Here is a 21,380-nt window from a genome sequence, read left to right on the forward strand (position 1 = left end):
GGACCTGTCATGGCAGACATCCGCAATAATTTCGTCGGCATCAAATCGCCCAATCCGTTCTGGCTGGCCTCGGCGCCGCCGACCGACAAAGCCTACAACGTCATCCGTGCCTTCAAGGCCGGCTGGGGCGGCGTTGTCTGGAAGACGCTTGGCGAGGAAGGCCCGCCGGTGGTCAACGTCAACGGCCCGCGCTACGGCGCGATCTGGGGCGCCGACCGGCGATTGCTCGGTCTCAACAACATCGAGTTGATCACCGACCGCGACCTGCAGGTCAATCTGCGCGAGATCAAGCAGGTCAAGAAGGACTGGCCCGACCGCGCCATTGTCGTCTCGCTGATGGTGCCTTGCGTCGAGGAGAGCTGGAAGGCGATCCTGCCAGTGGTCGAGGAGACGGAAGCTGATGGCATCGAGCTCAATTTCGGCTGTCCGCACGGCATGTCGGAACGCGGCATGGGTGCCGCCGTCGGCCAGGTACCGGAATACATCGAAATGGTGGTGCGCTGGTGCAAGGCCAACACCCGCATGCCGGTCATCACCAAGCTGACGCCCAACATCACCGATGTGCGCAAGCCCGCGCGCGCCGCGCTTGCCGGCGGCACCGACGCGGTGTCCCTGATCAACACCATCAATTCGATCACCGGCGTCGACCTCGACAGTTTCGCGCCGCAGCCGACCATCGACGGCAAGGGTTCGCATGGTGGCTATTGCGGCCCGGCGGTGAAGCCCATCGCCATGAACATGGTGGCCGAGATCGCGCGCGATCCCGAAACCCACGGCTTGCCGATCTCCGGTATCGGCGGCATCACCACCTGGCGCGACGCGGCCGAATTCATGGCGCTCGGCGCCGGCAATGTGCAGGTCTGCACGGCGGCGATGACCTATGGCTTCAAGATCGTGCAGGAGATGATCGCCGGTCTCGAAAACTGGATGGACGAGAAGGGGCATGCCTCGCTCGACGACATTGTCGGCCGCGCCACGCCCAACGTCACCGACTGGCAGTACCTCAACCTCAACTATGTCGCCAAGGCCCGTATCGACCAGGACGCCTGCATCAAATGCGGCCGCTGCCACATCGCCTGCGAGGACACGTCGCACCAGGCGATTACCAGCATGGTCGATGGCAAGAGGCATTTCGAGGTGATCGAGGCCGAGTGCGTCGGATGTAATCTATGCGTCAACGTCTGCCCGGTCGAAAATTGCATCACCATGGAGCCGCTGGCGGCAGGCGCAATGGACCAGCGCACCGGCAAGCCGGTGTCGCCGATCTATGCCAACTGGACGACGCACCCGAACAACCCGATGGCCAAGGTGGCGGCGGAGTAGGGGCAGCCATTCGTCGAAAAAAGCGGCGTCTTCGGGCGCCGTTTTTCATTTTTCCTATTGAAGATATGAATCATCCACGATAAAAATTATCCATGAATTGGAGGTCGACACAATGAAGCTGGGCGAGGGCGTTGAAGCAGCCATCCACTGCGCCGCCATGCTGGCCGGCGTCGAGGGTGAAGCGACGATGCCGGGCGCTGCACTGGCGGAGGCCTTTGGCTTGTCGCCGAGCTACCTCCTGAAACATCTCAACATGCTGAGCGCGGCGCGCATCCTGGAATCGGTGCCGGGGCCGGCGGGGGGCTACCGGCTGGCTCGGCCGGCCGCGCGCATAACGCTGCTCGATATCGTGCTTGCCGTCGAAGGGCGCGAGCCGGCCTTCCGTTGTGGCGAGATCCGCCGCAACGGTCCGACCACACTAGACGCCTCGGCTTATGTCAAACCCTGCGGCATCAATATCGCGATGCTGAAGGCCGAGAAGGCCTATCGCGCCGCACTCGCCGAGGCAAAGCTGTCCGACATCGTGGCGGAATATGTGACCGATGCCGATCCGCGTTCGGTCGCTGCCGGCTGCGCCTTCGTGGCGCGCCACCAGCGGCCGCAGAAATCCAGTTCAACCAAGCAAGCGTAGAGGACATCAAGATGAAACAGAGGCTGCAATTTTTCGCCAAGGCGCCGGAGGTCATGAAGGCGGTGTCGGCGCTCAACAAGGCGGTCGACGAATGCGGGCTCGAGGTGAGCCTGCTGCACCTGATCAAATTGCGGGCATCGCAGATCAATGGCTGCTCGTTCTGCGTCGAGATGCATAGCCGCGAGGCCAGGCGCGACGGCGAGACCGAACAACGGCTTTATCTGGTTTCGGCCTGGAAGGAATCGCCGCTGTTTTCCGAGCGTGAGCGCGCCGCCTTCGCCTGGACCGAGGCCGTTACCCTGATCGCTGACAATGGCGTGTCGGACGAACTCTATGCAAAGACGCTCCAGCATTTCTCGGAAGAGGAACTGGTCAAGCTGTCGGTTGCGCTCGGCATGATCAACACCTGGAACCGGCTTTGCATCCCGTTCCAGGCCATTCACCCGATGCCGGCGGCCAAGGCTGCCTGATTGTCCTCTTTTTGTTTGGAGCGCCGTCGTGGAGGCGGCGCTCCAATATAGTTTGCGGCGGCCTTGAGGGCCGCTGCCATTGCCCGGGTGGGCGGTTCCATAGTGACTGCGGCCCGACGGCATCGATCTTAAATCGGAACCAATCGAGCCGTTGATGCATTTCGCACCTGTATGCCGAGCATCCCGGGACGAAATATGAAAATTGCGCATGTCGCGCCGCTTTTTGAATCGGTGCCGCCCAGACTTTATGGTGGCACCGAACGCATCGTCTCGTACCTGACCGAAGCGCTGGTTGATCTTGGCCATGAGGTGACCCTGTTTGCCAGTGGCGACAGCCAGACCTCCGCGAAGCTGGTCGCCGGCAGGGAATGCGCGCTTCGCCTCGATCCCCGCCCGCTCAAATCCGAGATTGCGGCGCATCTTTCGATGCTTGCCGAGGTGCGGAAACGGGCGCGAGAGTTTGACGTCATTCACTTCCACCTCAGCCACTTCCTGCACTTTTCCTTCTTCCAGGACATGGCGGAGCGGACAGTGACGACGCCGCATGGCAGGCTGGACTATGTCGACTTGGCGCCGGCCTATGAACGGTTCCCGCGCTTCCCGATGATTTCCATTTCGCGCAGCCAGAAGTCAGGCCTTGCGAGGGCCAACTGGCTGGCAACGATCCACCACGGACTGCCGACCGGTGTTTACGAACCGACGTTCGAGACCAAGGCGCAAGAACCCTATCTTGCCTTCCTCGGCCGGTTGTCACGCGACAAACGACCGGATCGCGCCATCGAGATCGCCTTGCGCTCCGGGCTCAAGCTGAAGCTTGCGGCAAAGATCGGCGACGACGACCGAGCATATTTCCACGAGGTGGTCGAGCCTTTGATTGACGGCGATCGCATCGACTATGTCGGCGAGATCGAGGAGGACCAGAAGGCGGAATTTCTTGGCAACGCGGCCGGCCTGCTGTTCCCGATCGACTGGCCGGAGCCGTTCGGCCTTGCCGCCATCGAGGCAATGGCCTGCGGCACGCCGGTGATCGCCTGGAATTGCGGCGCGCTGCCCGAGATCATCGATCAAGGCGTCACCGGCTTTATCGCGGATTCGATGGATAGCGCGGTCGCCGCGGTGCCGGACTTACTGCAGCTCGACAGGCGAAAGGTGAGGGGCGTCTTCGAAAAGCGGTTTTCCGCCAGAAGAATGGCCGGCGACTACCTGGCCGCCTATGCGCGCCTGCTCGGTGTCCCGAGCGAGGCGAAGGCGTCGTGAGCAGCGACGCGCTCGATCTATGGGAATGAAACGACAGGGATTTGTGACGAATGGCCCAACTCGATGAGCGCCAACTCGATCCCGCCGTCGCGCTTGCATCGCTCGACGCGACCGCGCCTCGTGAGCCGCACCGGCTGTTTGCGCTCAAACAGGGCGACTGCTTTGCGGTTGCCGATGCCTATGGCGACATACGCGGCGCCGGCGACGGTTTTTCCGCGACGACACACGGGTGCTGTCCGAGTTCCGGCTGACCGTCGGCGGCAGGCAGACATCGCTGCTTGGCGCCTCGCTCAGCCAGGACAATGTGCTGTTCACCACCAACCTGACCAATCTGCCGATGGCGAGCGCCAGCGGTCGCGACATTCCACAGGGCGCAATTCACGTCGAACGCGTCCGGCTGCTCTGGCAGGACAGACTGTTCGAACGCATCACCCTTTCCAACTACAGTCGGGAGACCTCGACGATCGGCGTTTCCCTGCATTTTGCCGCCGATTTCCGTGACATGTTCGAAGTGCGCGGCTCGACACGGCTGCGGCGCGGTATGACGCATGTGGCCGAGATGGATGCGACATCCGTCCTGCTGCGCTACGACGGCTTGGACGGGTTGGCGCGCGCATCGGCGATATCGTTCTCGCAGGCGCCCGATCAACTGACAGCCGACCGCGCCGATTTCTTGCTTGCGGTGACCAAGCGCAGCAGCAGTGTGCTCTATGTCGAGGTCGGTTCCGAGGTGGCGGATGCGCCCGATCGCGACCGTTTCCGCGCCGCCGCCGCCGGGCCCGCTTTGGCATGCGGGCCAAGCGCCGCCATGGCGCGACGGTGCACAGTTCCGGTCGCGTCTTCAACGACTGGGTCGAGCGCGCCCGCGCCGATGTCGCGCTGTTGACCACTGAGCTTGCGACCGGACCTTATCCTTATGCCGGCATCCCCTGGTTCTCGACGGCGTTCGGCCGTGACGGCGTCATCTCGGCGCTGCAGATGCTCTGGCTCAATCCCGGCCTGGCGCGGGGCGTGCTGGCCTTCCTGGCCCAGCATCAGGCGACGGAGACGTCGCCGTTCAGCGATTCGCAGCCGGGCAAGATCATGCATGAGACCCGCAAGGGCGAGATGGCGGCGCTGCGGGAGCTTCCATTCGGCCGCTACTATGGCGGCGTCGATACGACGCCGCTCTATATCCATCTCGCCTGTGCCTATGCAGATCGTACCGGCGACATGGCGTTCATCGACAGCCTGTGGCCGTCGGTGTGCGCGGCGGCCGAATGGACGGAGGAGGCGGGCCGCGAGACCGGATTTGTGACCTACCAGCGGGCTGCCGATTCAGGCCTCGCCAACCAAGGCTGGAAGGACAGCTTCGATTCCGTCTTTCATGCCGATGGCCGCATCCCCAAGGGTCCGATCGCGCTGGTCGAGGTGCAAGGCTATGTCTTTGCCGCCTTCCGGGGGCTGGCGGCGCTTGCCCGTCGTCGTGGCGAGGACGAGAGAGCCGACCACTGGGACAGTCTCGCCGAGGCCATGCGAGCCGCGGTGGAACGCGATTTCTGGCTCGACGACCTCGGCTTCTATGCCCTTGCGATCGACGGTGCCGGCGAGCCCTGCAAGGTGCGGACCTCGAATGCGGGCCATCTCCTCCTTGTCGGGCTTCCCGAGCCGGCGCGGGCGCAAATGGTCGCCGATCAGCTGCTTTCCGCCTCCTTCCATTCCGGCTGGGGGCTGAGGACGCTTGCCGACGATTCTGTGTTCTTCAACCCGATGTCGTACCACAATGGCTCGATCTGGCCGCATGACACCGCCATGTGCGGCGCCGGCCTGGCGCGCTATGGCGAGCGCGACAGCGTGGTGCGCCTGATGAGCGGCACGTTCGAATCCGCTGTCCATTTCAACATGCGGCTGCCCGAACTGTTCTGCGGTTTTACCCGCGCACCGGGCGAAGCGCCGATCGCCTATCCCGTCGCTTGCCTGCCGCAAGCATGGTCGGCGGGATCCGCCTTCATGCTGATGCAGGCCTGCCTCGGCCTGGAAATCGATGGCTGGGATGGCGAAATCCGCGTCACCCGTCCGAGGCTGCCGATCGGTATCGACACACTCACGCTGCGACATCTGGGCGTCGGCGAAAGGGTGGTCGATCTCACATTCCAGCGTGTCGGCGACCGGGTCGTCGCTTTCCTGGCCGACCGGCATGAAGGCCTGGTGCCGCTCATCGTCAGAACATAATGCGAGCCAGATTGGCTGGAACCGATCGCTGCTTTGTGCGTTGCACAATACGGGTCCGGGCGCCGACCAGGTTGCCGGCGGACAGTTTCTAATCGGAAACACGAACAAAAAGGCCGCCGAACGGCCTGAGGTGAGTTGGCATTCCAATGACAGATTATGGTGCGGATCTGCTCTGGGTTCTGATCCTCGCGAGCCTCGGTCTCTCCGCTCTTGCCGTTTTCTTCTCCATATCGCGGCAACGCCGCAGCCACCCTCCAACGGTTGCACATCCAGCCGGCGAGGACGTGGCCGCGGAAGCGGCGCGCAAGGTGATACGGGAGTTCGAAAAGAACGGCCAATCAGCCGATGCCGCCCTGGTGACGTGGTCGCCCGAGACATTGCGCAAGATCCTGGCTGACGATCTGCCCGATGCGCAGGTCATCGTGGTCTCCAACCGCGAACCGTACATCCACAACGTCAGAGGCAATGGCGTGGAACTGCTCGTGCCGGCCAGCGGGCTGGTTTCGGCGCTGGAGCCGATCACCCGCGCCTGCGCTGGCACCTGGATAGCCTATGGCGGCGGCACCGCAGACCGTCTCATGGTCGACGAGGACGACCGGGTCCAGGTGCCGCCCGGCAATCCGTCCTACACGCTGCGCCGGGTCTGGCTGACGGAGGAGGAGCATCAGGGCTACTATCTCGGCTTTGCCAATGAGGGCCTGTGGCCACTTTGCCATATCGCCTTCACCCGGCCGATCTTTCGCGCCTCGGACTGGGAGGCCTATGAAGCCGTAAACCGGAAGTTCGCCGATACGGTGGTGGCCGAAGCACACAACGAGCGACCGATCGTGCTGGTCCAGGACTACCACTTCGCGCTGCTGCCGCGGATGATCCGCGAGCGTCTGCCAGAGGCGATCGTCATCACCTTCTGGCACATCCCGTGGCCGAACTCGGAAGTCTACAGCATCTGTCCATGGCGTGAGCGCATCCTCGAAGGACTACTCGGCAGCTCGATCATCGGTTTCCACACCCAGTTCCATGCCAACAATTTCACCGAGAGTGTAGATCGCTTCCTGGAAAGCCGCATCGAGCGGGCGGATGCGGCCATCTCCTATGGCGGGCAGACGACGCTGGTGCACGCCTATCCCATCTCGATAGAGTGGCCGGCGGACCTTCTGGCAAGATTGCCTGATGTCGATGACTGCCGCGTCCGCCTGCGTGCCAGGTTCGGATTGAAAGCGGATGTGAAGCTGGGTGTCGGCGTCGAACGTCTCGACTACACCAAGGGCATCTTGGACCGCTTTCAAGCGCTGGACGAATTGTTCAAGCGATACCCGGAATGGATCGGAAAGCTGGTCTTTCTGCAGATCGCGGCACCCAGTCGCGGCACGCTCCCGGCCTACAGGCAGCTCCACGACGAATGCCACCGTTATGCTGAAGAGCTCAACGAGCGCTATGGCAGCGATGGCTACAGGCCGGTGATCATGGTGGCCGAACATCACACGCAGGAACAGGTCTATGAGATCTATCGTGCCGCCGACATCTGCATGGTCACCAGCCTGCATGACGGCATGAACCTGGTCGCAAAGGAATTCGTTGCGGCGCGCAACGACGAACAGGGCGTCTTGATGCTCAGCACATTCGCCGGTGCCTCGCGCGAATTGCTGGAGGCGCTGATCGTCAACCCCTACGATGCCGCCATGATGAGCGAGGCACTGCTGCAGGCGCTGACGATGACGCCGGATGAGCAGCGCGAGCGCATGCGGCCGATGCGGCAGATGGTCCGCGACAACAACGTCTATCGCTGGGCCGGCAGCATGCTTCTGGACGCGGCACGCTTGCGCAAGCGCGGTGACGTCGATCGGGCAACCGGCACTGGCGACCGACAGCCTCCAAGCGCCGACAATGTCGTTTCCATGTTCGAGCGCAAACGGCTGGCAATGTCATGAGCGGGACTCTGCGAAAGCCACAGACTGTGCTGGCCGGCGAATGGGCGCTGTTCCTCGACATTGACGGCACCCTGCTGGAACATGCCGAACACCCGGACGCCGTCTCGGTCAGCGCCGAGCTTCGCTCTTTGCTGCAAGGCCTGGATCACAAGTTAAACGGGGCATTGGCTGTTATCACGGGCCGCTCGGTTGCAGCCGTGGATCAGCTTTTTCAGCCCTTGAAGCTGCGCGCGGCCGGGCTTTATGGCCTGGAACACAGGCTCCTGCCGGATGACCAAGTCGAAGTCGCTGGAGAGCCGGCGGATATCGCGGCCCTTGCCGACGAGATTGAGTCCGAGCTCGGTCGTGGGCAAGCCTATATCGAACGCAAGGGCCGGGTACTGGCCATCCACACGCGCGCTGCCCCGCATTTGCTTCCGCGCGCGACGCAGCTTGTCGAGCAGGCGCTGGCCAGCCTGCCCGAGGGCTACCGGGTGGTTGCCGGCAATGCCGGCGTGGAACTGTTGCCGCTCGAGGCAGCCAAGGGTGCCGCGATCCGGCGGTTCATGGGCATAGCGCCCTTCACAGGCCGCCGCCCGGTCTTCCTGGGCGACGACACGCCAGACGAAAACGGCTTCGAAGCCGTCAACGATGCCGGCGGCATATCGATACGGGTCAAACCCCCCGCGCATACCGCCGCGCGGTACGGCCTTGACGGCGTTGGCGAAACGCTCGCCTGGCTGAGGGGTCAACTTTAGATCCAGCCACGACACGCAACCGGGGCTTGGGGCGATGTGGATCAAGCCGCATATTTAGCCGAGCGCGTGTTTCAGCGTTGATCGCTCCGTCCACCCAACTGCTCGTCCATGAGGAAGGAAGCATCGGGCTTGTTCGCGTGCGAATATTTCACCGGAACCTACAATCGAATAAACCAAGAGATTGGTAGTTCCCGCCTCGGCACCCACTCGCAAAAGAACTGACACCCGAATCGATATCCTCGCGACGGTCGAAATGGGCAGGGCGTAACGGCGGTTGCCGCGTCCGACCCTTATGCAGGTCGCCGCTTGGACGGCGCTTTCCGTGGCGACCAAGCATTCTCATGTCAGCCGGGGCTGTCAATGAGTGCCTTTCACCTTTGCTTCGCGTAGAGCCTTGAGCTTGGTGGATTTCGCCCTCTGGTCCGCCCGCTCCGTGTCCGTAATTTCCTTTGAGGCGCGGTGCGTTTCGTCCCGACGCTGTTGGGTGTTGGTAACGCGTCGATCGGTCTTCGGCTGATCGGGCATTGCGGCCTCCCTGATTGGCCGAATAAACTCGAATCGTTAGATTGTGGTTCCGTCGAATTTTCTTTTTCCGGAACTACGCATGCTGATTGAATCGCGCCCCTACGGTCAGTGCATGCGTTTGAAATTTGTCGCGCCTTTGATGCCTACCTTGGTGGAGAAGCCTCCCGAAGGCGACGGCATTCACGAGGTGAAGTCGACGGCTACCGCTCCCAGATATTCCATTGGCCTGAGCTATATCCGGTCGAGGCGAACCCGGAGCAAGAAGACCTTCATCGGGCCGTCCTCGAGCAGTGACCGTTGGCGTGATCGACCATTGCAAACTTTTATCCACTACGGTGCCGGCGCCGACAGCGTGACCTTAGTGGATGAACTTCCAATCTCCCGTTCCTGGCCGCTGATGGGCTCGACCTCACCTTTAATGCCGTCATGGATCTGGATTGCCAGTTCGTCTTGCACGGCATTACGACGGTCGCTTCTGGCGGCGCCGCACCCCTGACGGCTCGCAATCTTCAATCGCGTCTCGTGGCAACCACCCCTCCGCCGCTCGTTGGCCAATGCTGGCTGATCCCAGCGCACCCCAGAACCTGCCCGCCCGTTCCCATTTCGGGTGGGCATTTTTCGTTAAGCGTAGAAACTTTTTCAGGGAAGCGAAGTTGATGCGACAAGCTGCCGCTTTGGCAGCCTTAATTGGGAGAATTGTCATGAACCTGAAGATGCTCACGATGGGCGCGATGGCGCTTGCGATGATGACTGGTGCCGGACTTGCCGGCAGCACCACCGGAACGTCCGCGCTCGATGACTCGGCGAAGATGTCGCCGTTCTTCACCGATGCCGGCATGAAAACATTGAGGTCGGAAGCGGATTTCAAGACCGCGTGGATGGCCATGAAACCCGATGAACAGAAGGCTGTGTTGAAAGACTGCGGCGATAGCACGATTAACAAATCTCATGCAGATTTCTGCGCGATGGCAAAGATGATGGGCGGCTAGGCCCGGCCGTCTGGCGGGCTTAGTGTCCACCTTCAGTTGACGGCGGCGTGCGCCTCGCGAAGGGTTTCTACAAATGCGCCGGCCGGCCGCTCGGAGATGGGTCGGCGTCGCGCCTAGGTACGCGGCGCCGATCGAATTCGACCACCCCTGCCGGCCATTCGATTTCAGCTTGGATTTTGCCTTCGAGTTGACCGCGTTTACCGGCGATGCGATCAAGATCAGCATCAGGGAGTTAGCGTGTATCCATAAGCTGTCGCCCGCTTACGCCGCGACATCGCCGTAACCATACTCGGCCGCCGATTTGTGAGATCGACGGATTGCAACCAGATCGCCGATCGACCAATGCATCTGCCTGGCGGCGATGCGGGGCAGGAGATCCGGCAAGACCGGTTCGTGACGACGCGCGCGTGCTCTCTGAGATCCGTTCCTCCGGCGAGGCGGGAGTTACCCAGAGGGGACAGTGACAAATATTCTGCGAAGGCAGGAACCGCATGCTTGGGGCGAAGTTCCACTCTACACAACAGGAGTGAAACATCGTGAACACGTCAGACACAAACGACTTTGCCGAATCTGGTCTTTCTAACGAGAATCAATGGCAGGCTGATGGCAACCGCGCCGGCAAAAGCAAGGAGGCGCTCGGCAGATTGAAGACGAGCGCGGCCGAGACAGCCACCCACCTGAAAAGCGCTGCGGCCTCAGTGTCGACAGACGCTAAGGACTATGCCGGCTCTGTCGCTTCCGACGCCGCTGGTGCGTTCAAGGAAGCGGTCGAGTCCAACAAGACTGCCGGAGCCGATGCGATTGCCAACATCGCGCACTCCGTCAAGGAGGCCGCTGACGGGATCGAAAAACAATCGCCTCAGGTCGCGAGCATGGTGCGAAGTGCAGCGGAAGGTGTGGAACGGATCTCCACCGACGTCAGGGACCGCAACGTCGGCGAACTGCTCGACTCCGTTACGAAATTCGCGCAGCGCCAACCGGCGGCGTTCTTTGGAGTCGGGATCCTCGCCGGCGTGATGCTGACCCGCCTCATGCGAAGCTCGGATCGTTCCTGAGAGGCTTGCTAGATGGATGATGGTATCGATCGCCGGCCCTTCGGCAGCATCGTCAACGAAGCGCTCGAAAAATTCGCGTCGTTGATCCGCTTGGATTTGCGCCTGCTAGAGGCGGAAATGAAGAGCAAGACTTCCACAATCGTCTCGTCCGGCGCCTGTGGGATAGCGGCTGTTGCCCTGTTTGTCTTGGCATCGTTTGCCATGGTCCAATTCTTGATTCTGGTGATGATTCATCTTGGCATCAGCCCCATAGTCGCCTGCTTGGCAGTTGGCATCGTCTTGTTTGGCGGAGGTTTGCTCTCCCTTCACCTAGCCCGCTTGATGCACGGCGATCGGCTTTCGGCGGCCTGCATGGCGATCTGGCCGCCCTTGGGGTGCATTTTGACAAGCCTCGTCGGGCGCCGGCGATGATCCGTCGTGACGGAAGGCGGGGGTTTGCGGGTTGAGGTCGGCGGGTTTGTTTCGGGACGTCTGCGCCCCATCGTTTATGTCGCGAGTTGCGGGATGCGGCTGAGGACGATGCGCAGAATACGCTGGTCGGGGCAGGATGTCGGCAGGTGCAGACGGATCTGGGTTTTCATCTCGACCACGCGGGCGGCGATCTTGATGAGGCGCAATCGCAGCGTGTCGAATTGGGCGACGGCAAAGCTCGAGCGTTTCGGCATCGCGGCGCGCAGGCCCCACATCAGCCAGTAGGCGCCGGCATGCAGGAACAGCCGGAACTGGTTGGCCGTCGCTCTTGTGCAGGATGTGCGGTCGGCGGCGAGATGCGTCTTCCACGACTTGATGTGGTTCTCGGCAGCGCCGCGCCGGCAGTAGACATCCTCGTAGAGCGCCTTGGCCTTGCCACTTGCAAGGTTGGTGACGATGAAGCGGGTATCGGCACCTTGGGCGCCGACCTCGACGCGGGCGATGATGCGCTCTACGCGGCTCCAACTGGCGGCGCCATCCAGGAACTCCTTGAAGCGGCGGACCTTGTTCGTCTTCGATGACACTTCAAAACGCGCCATCGTGCTGCTCTCCAGGTCCGCGACATGCTTGCGCAGGGTCGTGGTGGGCGCCACGCCGAGGATGAAGTCGACATCGTTGGCGCGGCACCAGTCGATGACCTGCGGACTACAATAGTGGCTGTCGGCCCGGATCAGGATGCGGATGTTCGGCCAATTGCTGCGGATCGCCCGCACCAGGCGGCGCAGGTGGGGGCGGATTTCTGCCCCGCTCGGCCGCTTCGCTGGTCGCAGGACCGCACCGACGAACCGGCCGTCGCCATCGAACACAACAATCGGCTGGAAGCCGTATTCGTCGTGATGGGCATTGAACAGGCGGAGCTGCTGGCCGCCATGCACGGCGTCAAAAGTGTCGTCAATGTCGAGCACGATCCGCTTCGGAACCTGGCGGAAGGAAGCGCAATAGAGGTCGACCATCGCACGGCCCATAACGACCAGTTCCCGCACGCCAGGCAGGTTCTCCAGCCGGCACATCGTCGATTGAGAGGCCAGATCCCGACCCGAAGGCAGCGCATCCTGGGCCATCTTGAAGATCGGATCGCAGCGCAGCCGGTTGGCGTCGTTGCCATCCTCATAACCGGCGGCGATCATCTTCATGCGAAAGCCGATCATGTCCGCCAGGCTGTGGATGATCTGGTCCGGGCGGCGCGGATCGTCGATGCAACGCGCCACACGGTCGGCCACACGCAGCCGCTTTTCCACCTCGGCCAGAGCCAGAACACCACTGTTCGAGGACAACATGCCGCCGTCAAAACGGGCGACGACGGACTTGCCGCCGACTGATGACAAACCGCTCAGCGGCAGCGTAAGATCATTCATGGCGGGTGTGGTCTCCGGGAAATGGTTCGGATCGGCTTAAGCAACCAAATCCTACGTCATTTCAACGGCTTGCACCACATCCGCCAACCTCCATGAATTTTCCGGGCTAGCGAAGCGGGCGCTTATCGGCTGGACCATCACTCCCATCGAGACCGTAAATCAGGTGCGCAGCGATATAGCCGCATTGAAGCAGGGGATACGCTATGGCACCACACAACGATGACCTCGACGAGATCATGGCGCAAAGCCGCGTCGAACGGCAGGCCCTGTTCGGGCCGGTCAGTGAAATAAGCCGCCGCCTGCAACCCCGGCATTTGGTCGACGTGACTACGCGGTATGCCAAGGACAAGGTAGCCGAGGCGGTGAGTGGTGTGTCAGACGCCATCAAAGAAAACGGCGGCACTGTGGCTGCAGTAGCACTCGGCGCGGTGGCGGTATTTGATGCGGGCAGAAGAAGTGTTGGCAGCCGCACACCGCCGACGAACCCCAATGGATTTCCTTTGGCGAGTGAAACACATCTTGGACCAAAAGGCCCGGGCGGGGCGACCATTCCAAGGCGCTCGCGACCGCCCGTCACCAACGCCGCTCGGACCAAGGTGCTCGCCGGTTCAGTTGGAGGGCTGTTGATTGGCCACGTGATTGGCCGGGCGTTTGATCCAACCGCAACAGAACGTGAGCTGTTCGGGAAAGCGTCGGGCGAAGCCCAGGACGTGGCCGCCGAATTTGTCAGTCAGCATTTGCACGGCGCAAAGCTTGTAGCGGCCCAGGCCTTCGGTTTTGCAAGATACTCCGCCGCGTTCCTGGCCATAATGGCGGCGGTGAGCGATCATTTCGGTCGCTCGGAGGATAGCGGCGATCCGCCCACTCACTGATTCAAGCGTGTAGCAACCACGCCTTCGGTAGCGCGCCGAAAACGCATGGCCCGGCTCGATCGTGGCGAATGGGTCGTGGCGGATCCAGCCCGGTTCTTCCACGGTCAACGCCGCATTACTTGGCCCATTGCGGCACGCGCAGCAGGTCACGCAGGTGGATCGGTAAGCTGGGCGAAGCGCCCAATTCGACGCAACTCGCCTCCCATCGCCCAAGATAATCGCCGATTGGCAGACCGGTGCGGCCCGACCAGCGGTTGAGTGCGCCCAGCGCCTCGACGCAATCCGGCGCGCGGTCGTATTCGGCAAGGATGGTCACAGACATCGCCCGGGCGAACGGATTGAGGGCGGGCATCTCGATCTCGCCGCGATGGTCGGCGAACCACGCCGCGGCGTCGCGCGTCAGCCCCTGGCTGTCGGCGAGCGCGGAATAGCCTCGGGTGATATTCTCGCGGTACGCGGCAATGGCATCGCCGAAAGCGTTGTCGCCGGCGAACGGCGGGTTCTCCTTCCAGTCCTTCGCCAGGCGCCCCAGGCCGCGCAGCGAGAATGCTTCAACCATGGCTTCCTCGAGCCACTGGCAGGGCGTTGCCGGCTTGGCATCCGGCTGCCAGCTATTAGCAAACACGTGGCCGAGCTCGTGTCCGAACTGGTAGGTTAGCTTCGACCAATCGCGCTCCCCGATGTCGACAATGATCCAGGCCATGCTGCTGCCGTCGGGATGCAGCCAGACCGCCGGCGTGCCGGACGTGTGCTCGTCGACACGCAGGCGCGTCGGCTGGCGGTCGGAGAGCAGGCGGACGCCATCAAGGCATGCATGCCGCATGCGCTCGACGACCTGATCAGCCGCGCCCTCCAGCATGCGGCCCCAGTCGCCGGCCAGCTCGATGGGAGCGGTGAGGAGGATATTTGAAGTTTCCGTCATCGTCATCGGTTCCTCGCCGCTCTTTTGCTAATGCGCAACGCCCGACCGGCCTCTTTTGTTGCAGTCTCCGGTCTTGGAACCATTTTAGCCAAAGCTGATTGAACCGCGTTTTCGTGGGGCAGTTCATGCGTATGACGTTCATTAAGCCGTTGGTGCCGATCCTGGTGGAGAAGCCACCTTGGGCGACGAGTGGATTCATGCGTTCGGACGGGTACTGATCGCAGATCATTATCGACCACCACTTCGAATTTTCACCCGCTACGGCCTCAACTGGACCACGAAGTATCGAAGCCTGAATCGGCGCGGTTAAGGCTCGGGCTCGAAAATGCCATCATCGATAGTGAAGCCGGCCGGAAATAATCAGCGAGGATCTCAATCGAGCAACCGTTCGTCTTGCGCGATTGGAGGCTGAGCGGCAGGGGCTGCCGGAACTACAGCTTCCAGCCAGCCTGCGGGCGCGCACGAGCGATCCGGAACTGGCCGCACTTATCAGCGGCGAACGTGCCCTGTTCGAAAGCCGTGCAACCGCGCTGACAGGTCAGAAGGCACAGTTGCAAAGCCGCTCAAAGCAACTCGAACGTCAGATCGATGGACTAAAGGCACAGCAGGCTGCGGTAGACGAGTCTGTTGGCCTCCTTAACGGGGATCCTGCCGATGTCGAGGCGCTTTATAAGAAGAAGCTGGTTTCCAAAGACAGGCTGAGCACCGCCCGATTGGATGCAACTCGGGCTCGCGGAGAGTCGGGACGGCTTGCTGCTGCCGTCGCTGAGGCGCAAGCCAAGATCAGCGAGACCGGGTTGCAGATCCTCCAACTCGACGAACAACAACGCAGCGAGGTGACGAGCGAACTTCGTGAAACGGAAGCCAAGCAGACGGAACTTAGTGAGCGCAAGATCGTGGCGGATGATGAGCTCGCCAAAACAGATATCCGCGCCTCACAGTCAGGCACGGTACAGGAATCTTCAGTCCACACTGTTGGCGGCGTCGGCCCCGGGGAAGTGCTTATGATGATTGTCCCCGATGCTGACAATCTCGTCGTGGACGCCTTGATTCCTCCGTCGTGCATAGATGACGTCCGCCCCGGTCAACCGGTGTCGATCCGTTTCCCCGCTTTCGATGCAGGGACGACACCGACATGCCGAGGTTCGGTCAAGCGCATCTCGGCAGACCTGATTAGGGATCAGCAACGGCAGCTCTCCTATTTCTCGGCGCGGATCAATGTTGAAAACAAGGCGGCTTGCTTGACGGAGGCCAAGGTTCTCAAGCCAGGTATGCCTGCCGAAGTGCACATAAGCACTGACGAACGCAGCGTCTGGTCCTATTTGCTGAAGCCTCTTACGGATCAGATATCGAGGGCCTTCCGCCAATGAAGCGGCGGGAATTCTAAGCTGATCTTGACGCTCACCTCCCGCCGGAGTGCCGACGCAGGCGAGCATTTCTAACGCTCCTTTGTCCACATACGAGGGAGTGCAAGAAAGCGATCCTCAATGTCTTCGCGATTGCCCTGCACTCGGTCGAGCGGCCCGACAGCCATCTGGAGGGACCATTCTGACAGCCGGACCCACCGGCTGTTAGGTGCGTCATGCGTGCCGGCTGGGTCAGTATGTCCTTCGCCGACGGAATCGCAACATTCGAACGAAGACCGAGTTCCTCGCGAGACCGTTGCTTGCGGCCATCACGAAGCTGGTAGCGGTCCTCGGTAGCCCAAAATGGGCTGTTATTGAGCCGTCTTCATCCCTTTGGAGGATGACGAGCGCCAAGGTCTCTGGGATCTGATAGTACTTAAAGTCGCCTGGGGCGCCCAAAGCTTGGCGAATTGGCCGCTTCAAATTCCCGACCGGCACGAGATGCTACGCTCGCATTTCCTTTGGAATGGTCAAGAGATGAGCTGGTTTAAAGATACGGAAATTCGTCGGTCTGCGAAGACTGTGACTGAGGCCCAACGCGCCGAACGCGCCGACAAAACGGCCCGATTGAAATTGCTTCGCACTGGATTACTGGTGCCGGAGCTTGATTTCGAATTTTCGTTCACGGAGGAGATAGATTGCTCTCTGGTTATTGCGGCATTCACCGATCCTAGGGAGACGGCCCCAGGTCCATCTCGGTCTAGATCCATCCGCAGTCTACATCGCTGATCAAAAAGATATCGATGAGCTCGTTTTCTCCTCGATTGGAGCCAGAACATCCGGACCGGCTCAGACGCCAGCATTGTGACGTTGACGGCTTGTCGCCTGCGCCTTCGCGCCAGCGAGGCCCGCCACGGTTCTGGTCGGGAGGAGAAGGTGAAAACCAATACCCGCGCGCTTCAGGACCTGAGCAATAACGGCACAAGCGAGTATCAGCGCAACCGCTACTAGCGGCGTGGGTTCAACGCAAGATTCAAAATGATAAGGGCCGCCCAGTGCTGATCCCCAACGGTCATCGCCTGGGGCCATCTGAGGCTTCGGCGTTTTGTGGCGTTCACCGATGAGATATAGCAGTCCCCGCTCCAGAGTCTCATTCATGGCTTGGAAAATTGCAGATATCGGCATTGGCGATGAGGTGACGATAACGGCGCCCGTGCTCAGAATGCTGGATGGTGGGCGAGCAAGCGTCAGCATCCGGTCGTATGGCTTTCCCTATTCGGTCCCAGCTCAAAAGAGGGCCCAACCAGGTGACGAGTTGGAGGTTAGAGGGATAGTCAGCCGGATTGAGGAGGACTCCCAAGGTGACTGTGAAGGCTGGCGGGTTGATTGCCGTTGATGCCGACGCGATCACTGACTGGACGCCTATTGTCTGCCATGAAGATCAGAAGGGGCTTTGGCGTACTCTGCCTAAGGGCGCGGCACCAGACTTGAATCGGCTGTTGCAGGGTACGCGTCCTGCATCGACTGGCCCTAGGCGCATTATTGGCGTGACCTCATTGAGTTCTATCCGGACGCCCAGGTCATTCTGACATGCCGATCGCCGGAATGTTGTTGGGACAAGCTTCGAGAACGCGATCCTGGCAGGTATCAGCCAGAGCACGGATCAGGAATCGCGGGGCCTTACCTTAATCTCTAGGAACGTCTTCGGCACTCGGCCGCATGATCGCGCCAATGCCATCGCCGCCTACGGAGCCAATGTAAGGGCGGTCATTGCAACGATTCCGTCGGGTCAGCTGCTGGTCCACAATCTGGGCGACGAATGGGGGCCGCTCTGCCTGCATCTTGGTGTGCCAGTGCCGGACCATTCCTATCCCAATCGCAACAACCCCAACGACTTGCAATCGGCTCTTGCACACAGAACGAGTTAACCGTCTGCAATCGTCAGGTCACGACTATCTTCGCGACGACGGTCAGAACCGGGCTTGGGCTAACATAAAATTTTTTTGACCCAGAGGGACCGGCGTTCCATCAATTTTCAACGACGGCTTACATCTCGGCCATTGAGGGTCTCTTTCCACAACGAAGCTGACATAGAAAGACCAACAGATTTCGGCTCCCTCTGCGGGGCGCGCCGTCAGCGGTTTGGGTCATTGGTCAGTCCAAAGCCCCGCCGCTCCAAGGCCGCCCCATACACGATCGAAAACAGTGTGGCCCGCGCCTAAACAGCGCGGGCCACGTTGGGGTCTACTGGCCAACAACGATCCGCTGCTTGTCGCGATTCTGCGCGTAGGTGCCCTTGTCATAGGCAGTCTGCGCCTCAAGCTGGGCCTTTGTGAGGTTTGTGTAGAGATACCGGTTGCCATCCTTGTCGGACAGGAACTTCAATTTCTCCAAGCCAACAGCAACTGGCTTTTCGCCCATGCCGAGGAAGCCGCCGACGTCGACGACCACGGCATCCACCTTCTTGTCGCCGCCCAGGACGACGTCGCCGATCTCGCCGACTTTTGCATCGTCTGCTCCATAGACTGTGGTGCCAATGAAATCCTTGGTGCTGATTTTGTCCACCGGCATCTCGGTCAGCGAAGACTTGTCGATTGCCGCGGTGGCCGTGTTGTCCGTCGTGGCTGGAGCCGGCTTGTTGGCCGCGGCGGTGGCAGCTGCATCGTTGTTGGGCGATGCCGATGCGGTGTCGTAGACTTTCAAGTCAAAATCTTGCTGGGCCTGAAGGTCCTCCTTGGTGGTCTTTGCGACCAACCAGCGATCACCCTTCTTCTCGACCCACTCGGCCTTGCTGAAATCGTAGGCGACGTTCTTTTCCCCCAAGCCCAGGAACCCGCCTACGCCGATGATGATGTACTTGGCTTTGCCGTCCTTGGAGAGGACGATGTCTTTGACATCACCTATCTTCTCGGCATTGTCTGCGGCGCTATCATAGACGTCGGCGCCTATGATCTTGGTGACCAGGCTGCCGTCTGCAACGGCCGCCGGCGCCGTCGCCGCAGTGGTCGTGGCGGTGGCAGGTTTGGTGGCGTTTTCAGCGGCGGCCCCCGATACCCACATGCCAGACGACAGAAGGGTTGCTACTGCGGTGGTAGCCAAAAGTTTGCTGATCATGGTACGTTTCCTTGTGCGTTAGTGTTGATGCACGCCGCGTTCGGCCGAACCATTGCAGGGAGGCTGGACGCGGCACAGTTTGCGACGTCACAACGGGCCGCACGATGTGAAGTTCCTTTGGAATTCGGAAGTCGCCTGAGATGGCTAGTGTGACTCGCGTTAACCGCAGCGGAGTTGTCGGCATCCGAAACGCCAAGTTAGATTCCCTGCTGCGACTCGCATTTTTCCGTGCGTATACGGAACCTGTATCGCGGAAACCTTGTTGGCTCCCCTCCCGAGCCGATTTGCTGTTCGAGGAAAGGGGAAAACTAGGCAGAATCCTGGCGTCGGCTGGCTGGCAGCAATCATCAGCGGTATCGCGGGATGGCTCGCCGAGATCATGAAGAGCAACATGGGCGTGCTTATGAGCATCATCTTGGGGATCGTGGGGGCCATTGTCGTCAACCTCATCCCCTGAGCGTGCTTGGCATATCGTTGGCCGGCTGGCTCGGCTATCTGGTCGCCGGCTTCATCGGCGCTTGCATCTTGATCGCGGTGGCCCGAGCGACAAAACGCTAATCCGCGAACGATTGCGGTCACGCTCAACCTGAGCCCTTCGCCCGACGAAGGGCTCAGACTCCCTCAGCTCGCAGCATGTTCCCGTACCGAACAAGCCGCTGCCGTCGGCGGCTTGGGTGGTGCGGCGATCGGTGCCGCGGTGGCCGGCGATCCGGTATAAGGTGCTGTCGTTGGTGGTGCAGTCGGCGCGATAGCCGGTGCAGTGATCGGTCACGCCAGCGAGGCCGGCCAACGCCGGTATCGCGATCGTCATGGCCGGGTTTACATTGCCCGGTGCCCGTAAGGCTACTGATGCCTGGCGCGTGATTTGTCGCGATCACGTGCCTTCGATCAAGGAAGGACAACTGGATGGCCTATAAAGACAAAACACCGTTCGCTCTGGTGTCTCAGCGCTGCCGCGATTTCCTTGGGGCCCACACCGGCCACTTGCGGGAAAGGATCGAGGCTCCCCACGTCGCCTAAATTTGGCTTATCGCCCGGCCGGCCTCTTTGTTGCAGCCGCGGTTCCGGTTTGGAACGCCGGCGGGCAATACAGCCAAATGGCCCAGCCTGCAAAAATCCTCTCTGCCCTCAAGGTTGCACGGCAACGGGCGGGTGGTTTAAACCAACTTAGTATCACTTTTCGCTGTTTGCATGGTTGTCAGATCTAGACGGTATATGACGCAACGCTAAATCAATCCCTATGGTACGTTTTCTGCTGAGCCTCGTTCCGGTCCTATTTTGTAGCACGCTTCTTCAGGCCCAAGCGTGGCAGCCCTTCGGTGTCAGGCAGCTTGGCTTCACATTCGATGTTCCCCCGGCTTTTGTGCTGACACAGCGTTCCGACCAAGGCGCGGCTTTTCAGGGCGAAAACGATGCCTTCCTCGCGGTTTGGGGCGCCAGAATCGGGAACGCCAGTTTTCGCGCAGAGATCGAGCATCGCATGATTGAGGACGAAAAGGCTGGCTGGAGGCTAACCTATCGACGCCTCACCCCGAGGTGGGCCAGTTACTCCGGTGTCAAGGAGGGCCAGATCCGATATGTCCGCGCTATCGCGGTCTGCAACGACCGAGCCGCTCTCTTCACCATAAATTACAGCAGATCGGAAAAAATCCCGTACGACCCTGTTGTTATCCAGATGGTGCGATCCCTGAAAGCGGAAGGTTGCTAAGCTGAACCCGCAGTTCGAGGTAGCAAAGCTCCTTACTTCGTAGGCAGAAGAATGCGGCACATAGCGCGCACAGACGCCTCACAGAAAGTGCAACAAGAGCCTGGTTGGGCAACCGCATTCTCGGTTCTGTAGATCTAGGCTAGGCACATGGATCTCGAGCTAGGGATTATCGTTGCGGCGTAGATATTGGTGACGGCTTCGACGGGTTTTCCAGCAGTCTCGATGACCGCTGAAGCCTCGAAGATCTTTGCTTGGTCGTTGGTTCTACCTTGGCGACAATCGGCCTTTTCGCGATGAGGTAGTCGGCTCTATTTGTCCGATAATCTTCTTTATGGGTTCGGGTTGTCATCTCGATTTCCTCCGGGTGAAGATGCAACGCGGCCGAGCACCTACTCGTTCCGGGTGTCAGCCTTTCGGCCAATCTATTCTCCGGACACATCGTACAATGCACGGATCAGCTAAAAGC

At 60.8% G+C, this 21,380-nt stretch carries 19 protein-coding genes and 3 pseudogenes; 18 read left to right on the top strand and 4 right to left on the bottom strand.

Annotation, left to right across the window (positions count from 1 at the left end; all coding sequences use genetic code 11):
- Nucleotides 1-9 precede the first annotated feature (9 nt).
- The 11 genes and pseudogenes from preA to CGZ66_RS36890 all read left to right on the top strand — a co-directional run bounded on the left by preA (nucleotide 10) and on the right by CGZ66_RS36890 (nucleotide 11,537).
- Entirely contained in the window at nucleotides 10-1,323 is a 1,314-nt protein-coding gene (gene preA, locus CGZ66_RS36840; protein WP_095091483.1) for an NAD-dependent dihydropyrimidine dehydrogenase subunit PreA, read from the top strand.
- A gap of 112 nt (nucleotides 1,324-1,435) precedes the next feature.
- A complete protein-coding gene (locus tag CGZ66_RS36845) occupies nucleotides 1,436-1,954 on the top strand; it encodes an RrF2 family transcriptional regulator (RefSeq protein ID WP_095091484.1) in 519 nt (172 codons plus the stop codon).
- Between the two features lie 11 nt (nucleotides 1,955-1,965).
- On the top strand, nucleotides 1,966-2,424 hold the full coding sequence (locus CGZ66_RS36850; protein WP_095091485.1) for a carboxymuconolactone decarboxylase family protein: 459 nt from the start codon (nucleotides 1,966-1,968) through the stop codon (nucleotides 2,422-2,424).
- A gap of 195 nt (nucleotides 2,425-2,619) precedes the next feature.
- Nucleotides 2,620-3,681 (top strand): glycosyltransferase family 4 protein, encoded by a 1,062-nt coding sequence (locus CGZ66_RS36855; protein ID WP_095091486.1) that lies wholly within the window; start codon nucleotides 2,620-2,622, stop codon nucleotides 3,679-3,681.
- A gap of 50 nt (nucleotides 3,682-3,731) precedes the next feature.
- Nucleotides 3,732-5,892, top strand: a pseudogene (locus tag CGZ66_RS36860) (amylo-alpha-1,6-glucosidase).
- 146 nt (nucleotides 5,893-6,038) lie between these two features.
- Nucleotides 6,039-7,820 carry an alpha,alpha-trehalose-phosphate synthase (UDP-forming) gene (locus CGZ66_RS36865; RefSeq protein ID WP_095091487.1) on the top strand — a complete coding sequence of 594 codons (1,782 nt, stop codon included), beginning with the start codon at nucleotides 6,039-6,041 and terminating at the stop codon, nucleotides 7,818-7,820.
- Nucleotides 7,817-8,557 carry a trehalose-phosphatase gene (otsB, locus tag CGZ66_RS36870; protein ID WP_095091488.1) on the top strand — a complete coding sequence of 247 codons (741 nt, stop codon included), beginning with the start codon at nucleotides 7,817-7,819 and terminating at the stop codon, nucleotides 8,555-8,557. Before CGZ66_RS36865 ends, otsB begins: the two co-directional genes overlap by 4 nt.
- A gap of 604 nt (nucleotides 8,558-9,161) precedes the next feature.
- Nucleotides 9,162-9,578 carry a hypothetical protein gene (locus CGZ66_RS41230; RefSeq protein ID WP_245331377.1) on the top strand — a complete coding sequence of 139 codons (417 nt, stop codon included), beginning with the start codon at nucleotides 9,162-9,164 and terminating at the stop codon, nucleotides 9,576-9,578.
- 205 nt (nucleotides 9,579-9,783) lie between these two features.
- Nucleotides 9,784-10,071, top strand: coding sequence for a hypothetical protein (locus tag CGZ66_RS36875; protein ID WP_095091489.1), 288 nt, complete (start codon nucleotides 9,784-9,786; stop codon nucleotides 10,069-10,071).
- Between the two features lie 536 nt (nucleotides 10,072-10,607).
- Nucleotides 10,608-11,126, top strand: a complete 519-nt coding sequence (locus tag CGZ66_RS36885) for a hypothetical protein (RefSeq protein WP_095091491.1) — start codon at nucleotides 10,608-10,610, stop codon at nucleotides 11,124-11,126.
- A gap of 12 nt (nucleotides 11,127-11,138) precedes the next feature.
- Nucleotides 11,139-11,537, top strand: a complete 399-nt coding sequence (locus CGZ66_RS36890) for a phage holin family protein (protein ID WP_095091492.1) — start codon at nucleotides 11,139-11,141, stop codon at nucleotides 11,535-11,537.
- A 74-nt stretch (nucleotides 11,538-11,611) separates the two neighbouring features.
- Here CGZ66_RS36890 and CGZ66_RS36895 read toward each other — a convergent pair whose 3' ends face one another.
- The gene (locus CGZ66_RS36895) at nucleotides 11,612-12,952 is read right to left on the bottom strand and encodes an IS1380 family transposase (RefSeq protein WP_095091493.1); all 1,341 of its coding nucleotides are present in this window, start codon (nucleotides 12,950-12,952) and stop codon (nucleotides 11,612-11,614) included.
- Between the two features lie 203 nt (nucleotides 12,953-13,155).
- Between CGZ66_RS36895 and CGZ66_RS36900 the strand changes: the two genes are divergently transcribed.
- A complete protein-coding gene (locus CGZ66_RS36900; RefSeq protein ID WP_095091494.1) occupies nucleotides 13,156-13,824 on the top strand; it encodes a hypothetical protein in 669 nt (222 codons plus the stop codon).
- A 115-nt stretch (nucleotides 13,825-13,939) separates the two neighbouring features.
- Here CGZ66_RS36900 and CGZ66_RS36905 read toward each other — a convergent pair whose 3' ends face one another.
- On the bottom strand, nucleotides 13,940-14,752 hold the full coding sequence (locus tag CGZ66_RS36905; RefSeq protein ID WP_245331378.1) for a hypothetical protein: 813 nt from the start codon (nucleotides 14,750-14,752) through the stop codon (nucleotides 13,940-13,942).
- Between the two features lie 353 nt (nucleotides 14,753-15,105).
- Between CGZ66_RS36905 and CGZ66_RS36910 the strand changes: the two genes are divergently transcribed.
- Nucleotides 15,106-16,116, top strand: coding sequence for an HlyD family type I secretion periplasmic adaptor subunit (locus tag CGZ66_RS36910; RefSeq protein WP_280952848.1), 1,011 nt, complete (start codon nucleotides 15,106-15,108; stop codon nucleotides 16,114-16,116).
- A gap of 825 nt (nucleotides 16,117-16,941) precedes the next feature.
- Here CGZ66_RS36910 and CGZ66_RS36920 read toward each other — a convergent pair.
- Nucleotides 16,942-17,346, bottom strand: coding sequence for a hypothetical protein (locus CGZ66_RS36920; protein ID WP_143748953.1), 405 nt, complete (start codon nucleotides 17,344-17,346; stop codon nucleotides 16,942-16,944).
- Between the two features lie 301 nt (nucleotides 17,347-17,647).
- Here CGZ66_RS36920 and CGZ66_RS41610 point away from each other — a divergent pair, with 301 nt between their 5' ends.
- Entirely contained in the window at nucleotides 17,648-17,788 is a 141-nt protein-coding gene (locus tag CGZ66_RS41610; protein WP_342586896.1) for a hypothetical protein, read from the top strand.
- A complete protein-coding gene (locus tag CGZ66_RS41235; protein ID WP_342586897.1) occupies nucleotides 17,739-18,020 on the top strand; it encodes a sulfotransferase in 282 nt (93 codons plus the stop codon). Before CGZ66_RS41610 ends, CGZ66_RS41235 begins: the two co-directional genes overlap by 50 nt.
- 316 nt (nucleotides 18,021-18,336) lie before the next feature.
- On the opposite strand, the gene CGZ66_RS36930 is transcribed toward CGZ66_RS41235, so the two are convergent.
- Entirely contained in the window at nucleotides 18,337-19,206 is an 870-nt protein-coding gene (locus CGZ66_RS36930) for a PRC-barrel domain-containing protein (RefSeq protein WP_095091497.1), read from the bottom strand.
- A gap of 262 nt (nucleotides 19,207-19,468) precedes the next feature.
- Here CGZ66_RS36930 and CGZ66_RS36935 point away from each other — a divergent pair.
- The 3 genes and pseudogenes from CGZ66_RS36935 (at nucleotide 19,469) to CGZ66_RS36945 (ending at nucleotide 20,914) form a co-directional block, all read left to right on the top strand.
- Nucleotides 19,469-19,764, top strand: a pseudogene (locus tag CGZ66_RS36935) (GlsB/YeaQ/YmgE family stress response membrane protein).
- A gap of 28 nt (nucleotides 19,765-19,792) precedes the next feature.
- Nucleotides 19,793-20,047 (top strand): annotated as a pseudogene (locus CGZ66_RS41240) (glycine zipper domain-containing protein).
- 399 nt (nucleotides 20,048-20,446) lie between these two features.
- A complete protein-coding gene (locus CGZ66_RS36945; RefSeq protein WP_095091498.1) occupies nucleotides 20,447-20,914 on the top strand; it encodes a hypothetical protein in 468 nt (155 codons plus the stop codon).
- Nucleotides 20,915-21,380: the final 466 nt, after the last annotated feature.

The sequence above is a fragment of the Mesorhizobium sophorae genome (assembly GCF_002270415.1).
GTDB classification, from domain to species: domain Bacteria; phylum Pseudomonadota; class Alphaproteobacteria; order Rhizobiales; family Rhizobiaceae; genus Mesorhizobium; species Mesorhizobium sophorae.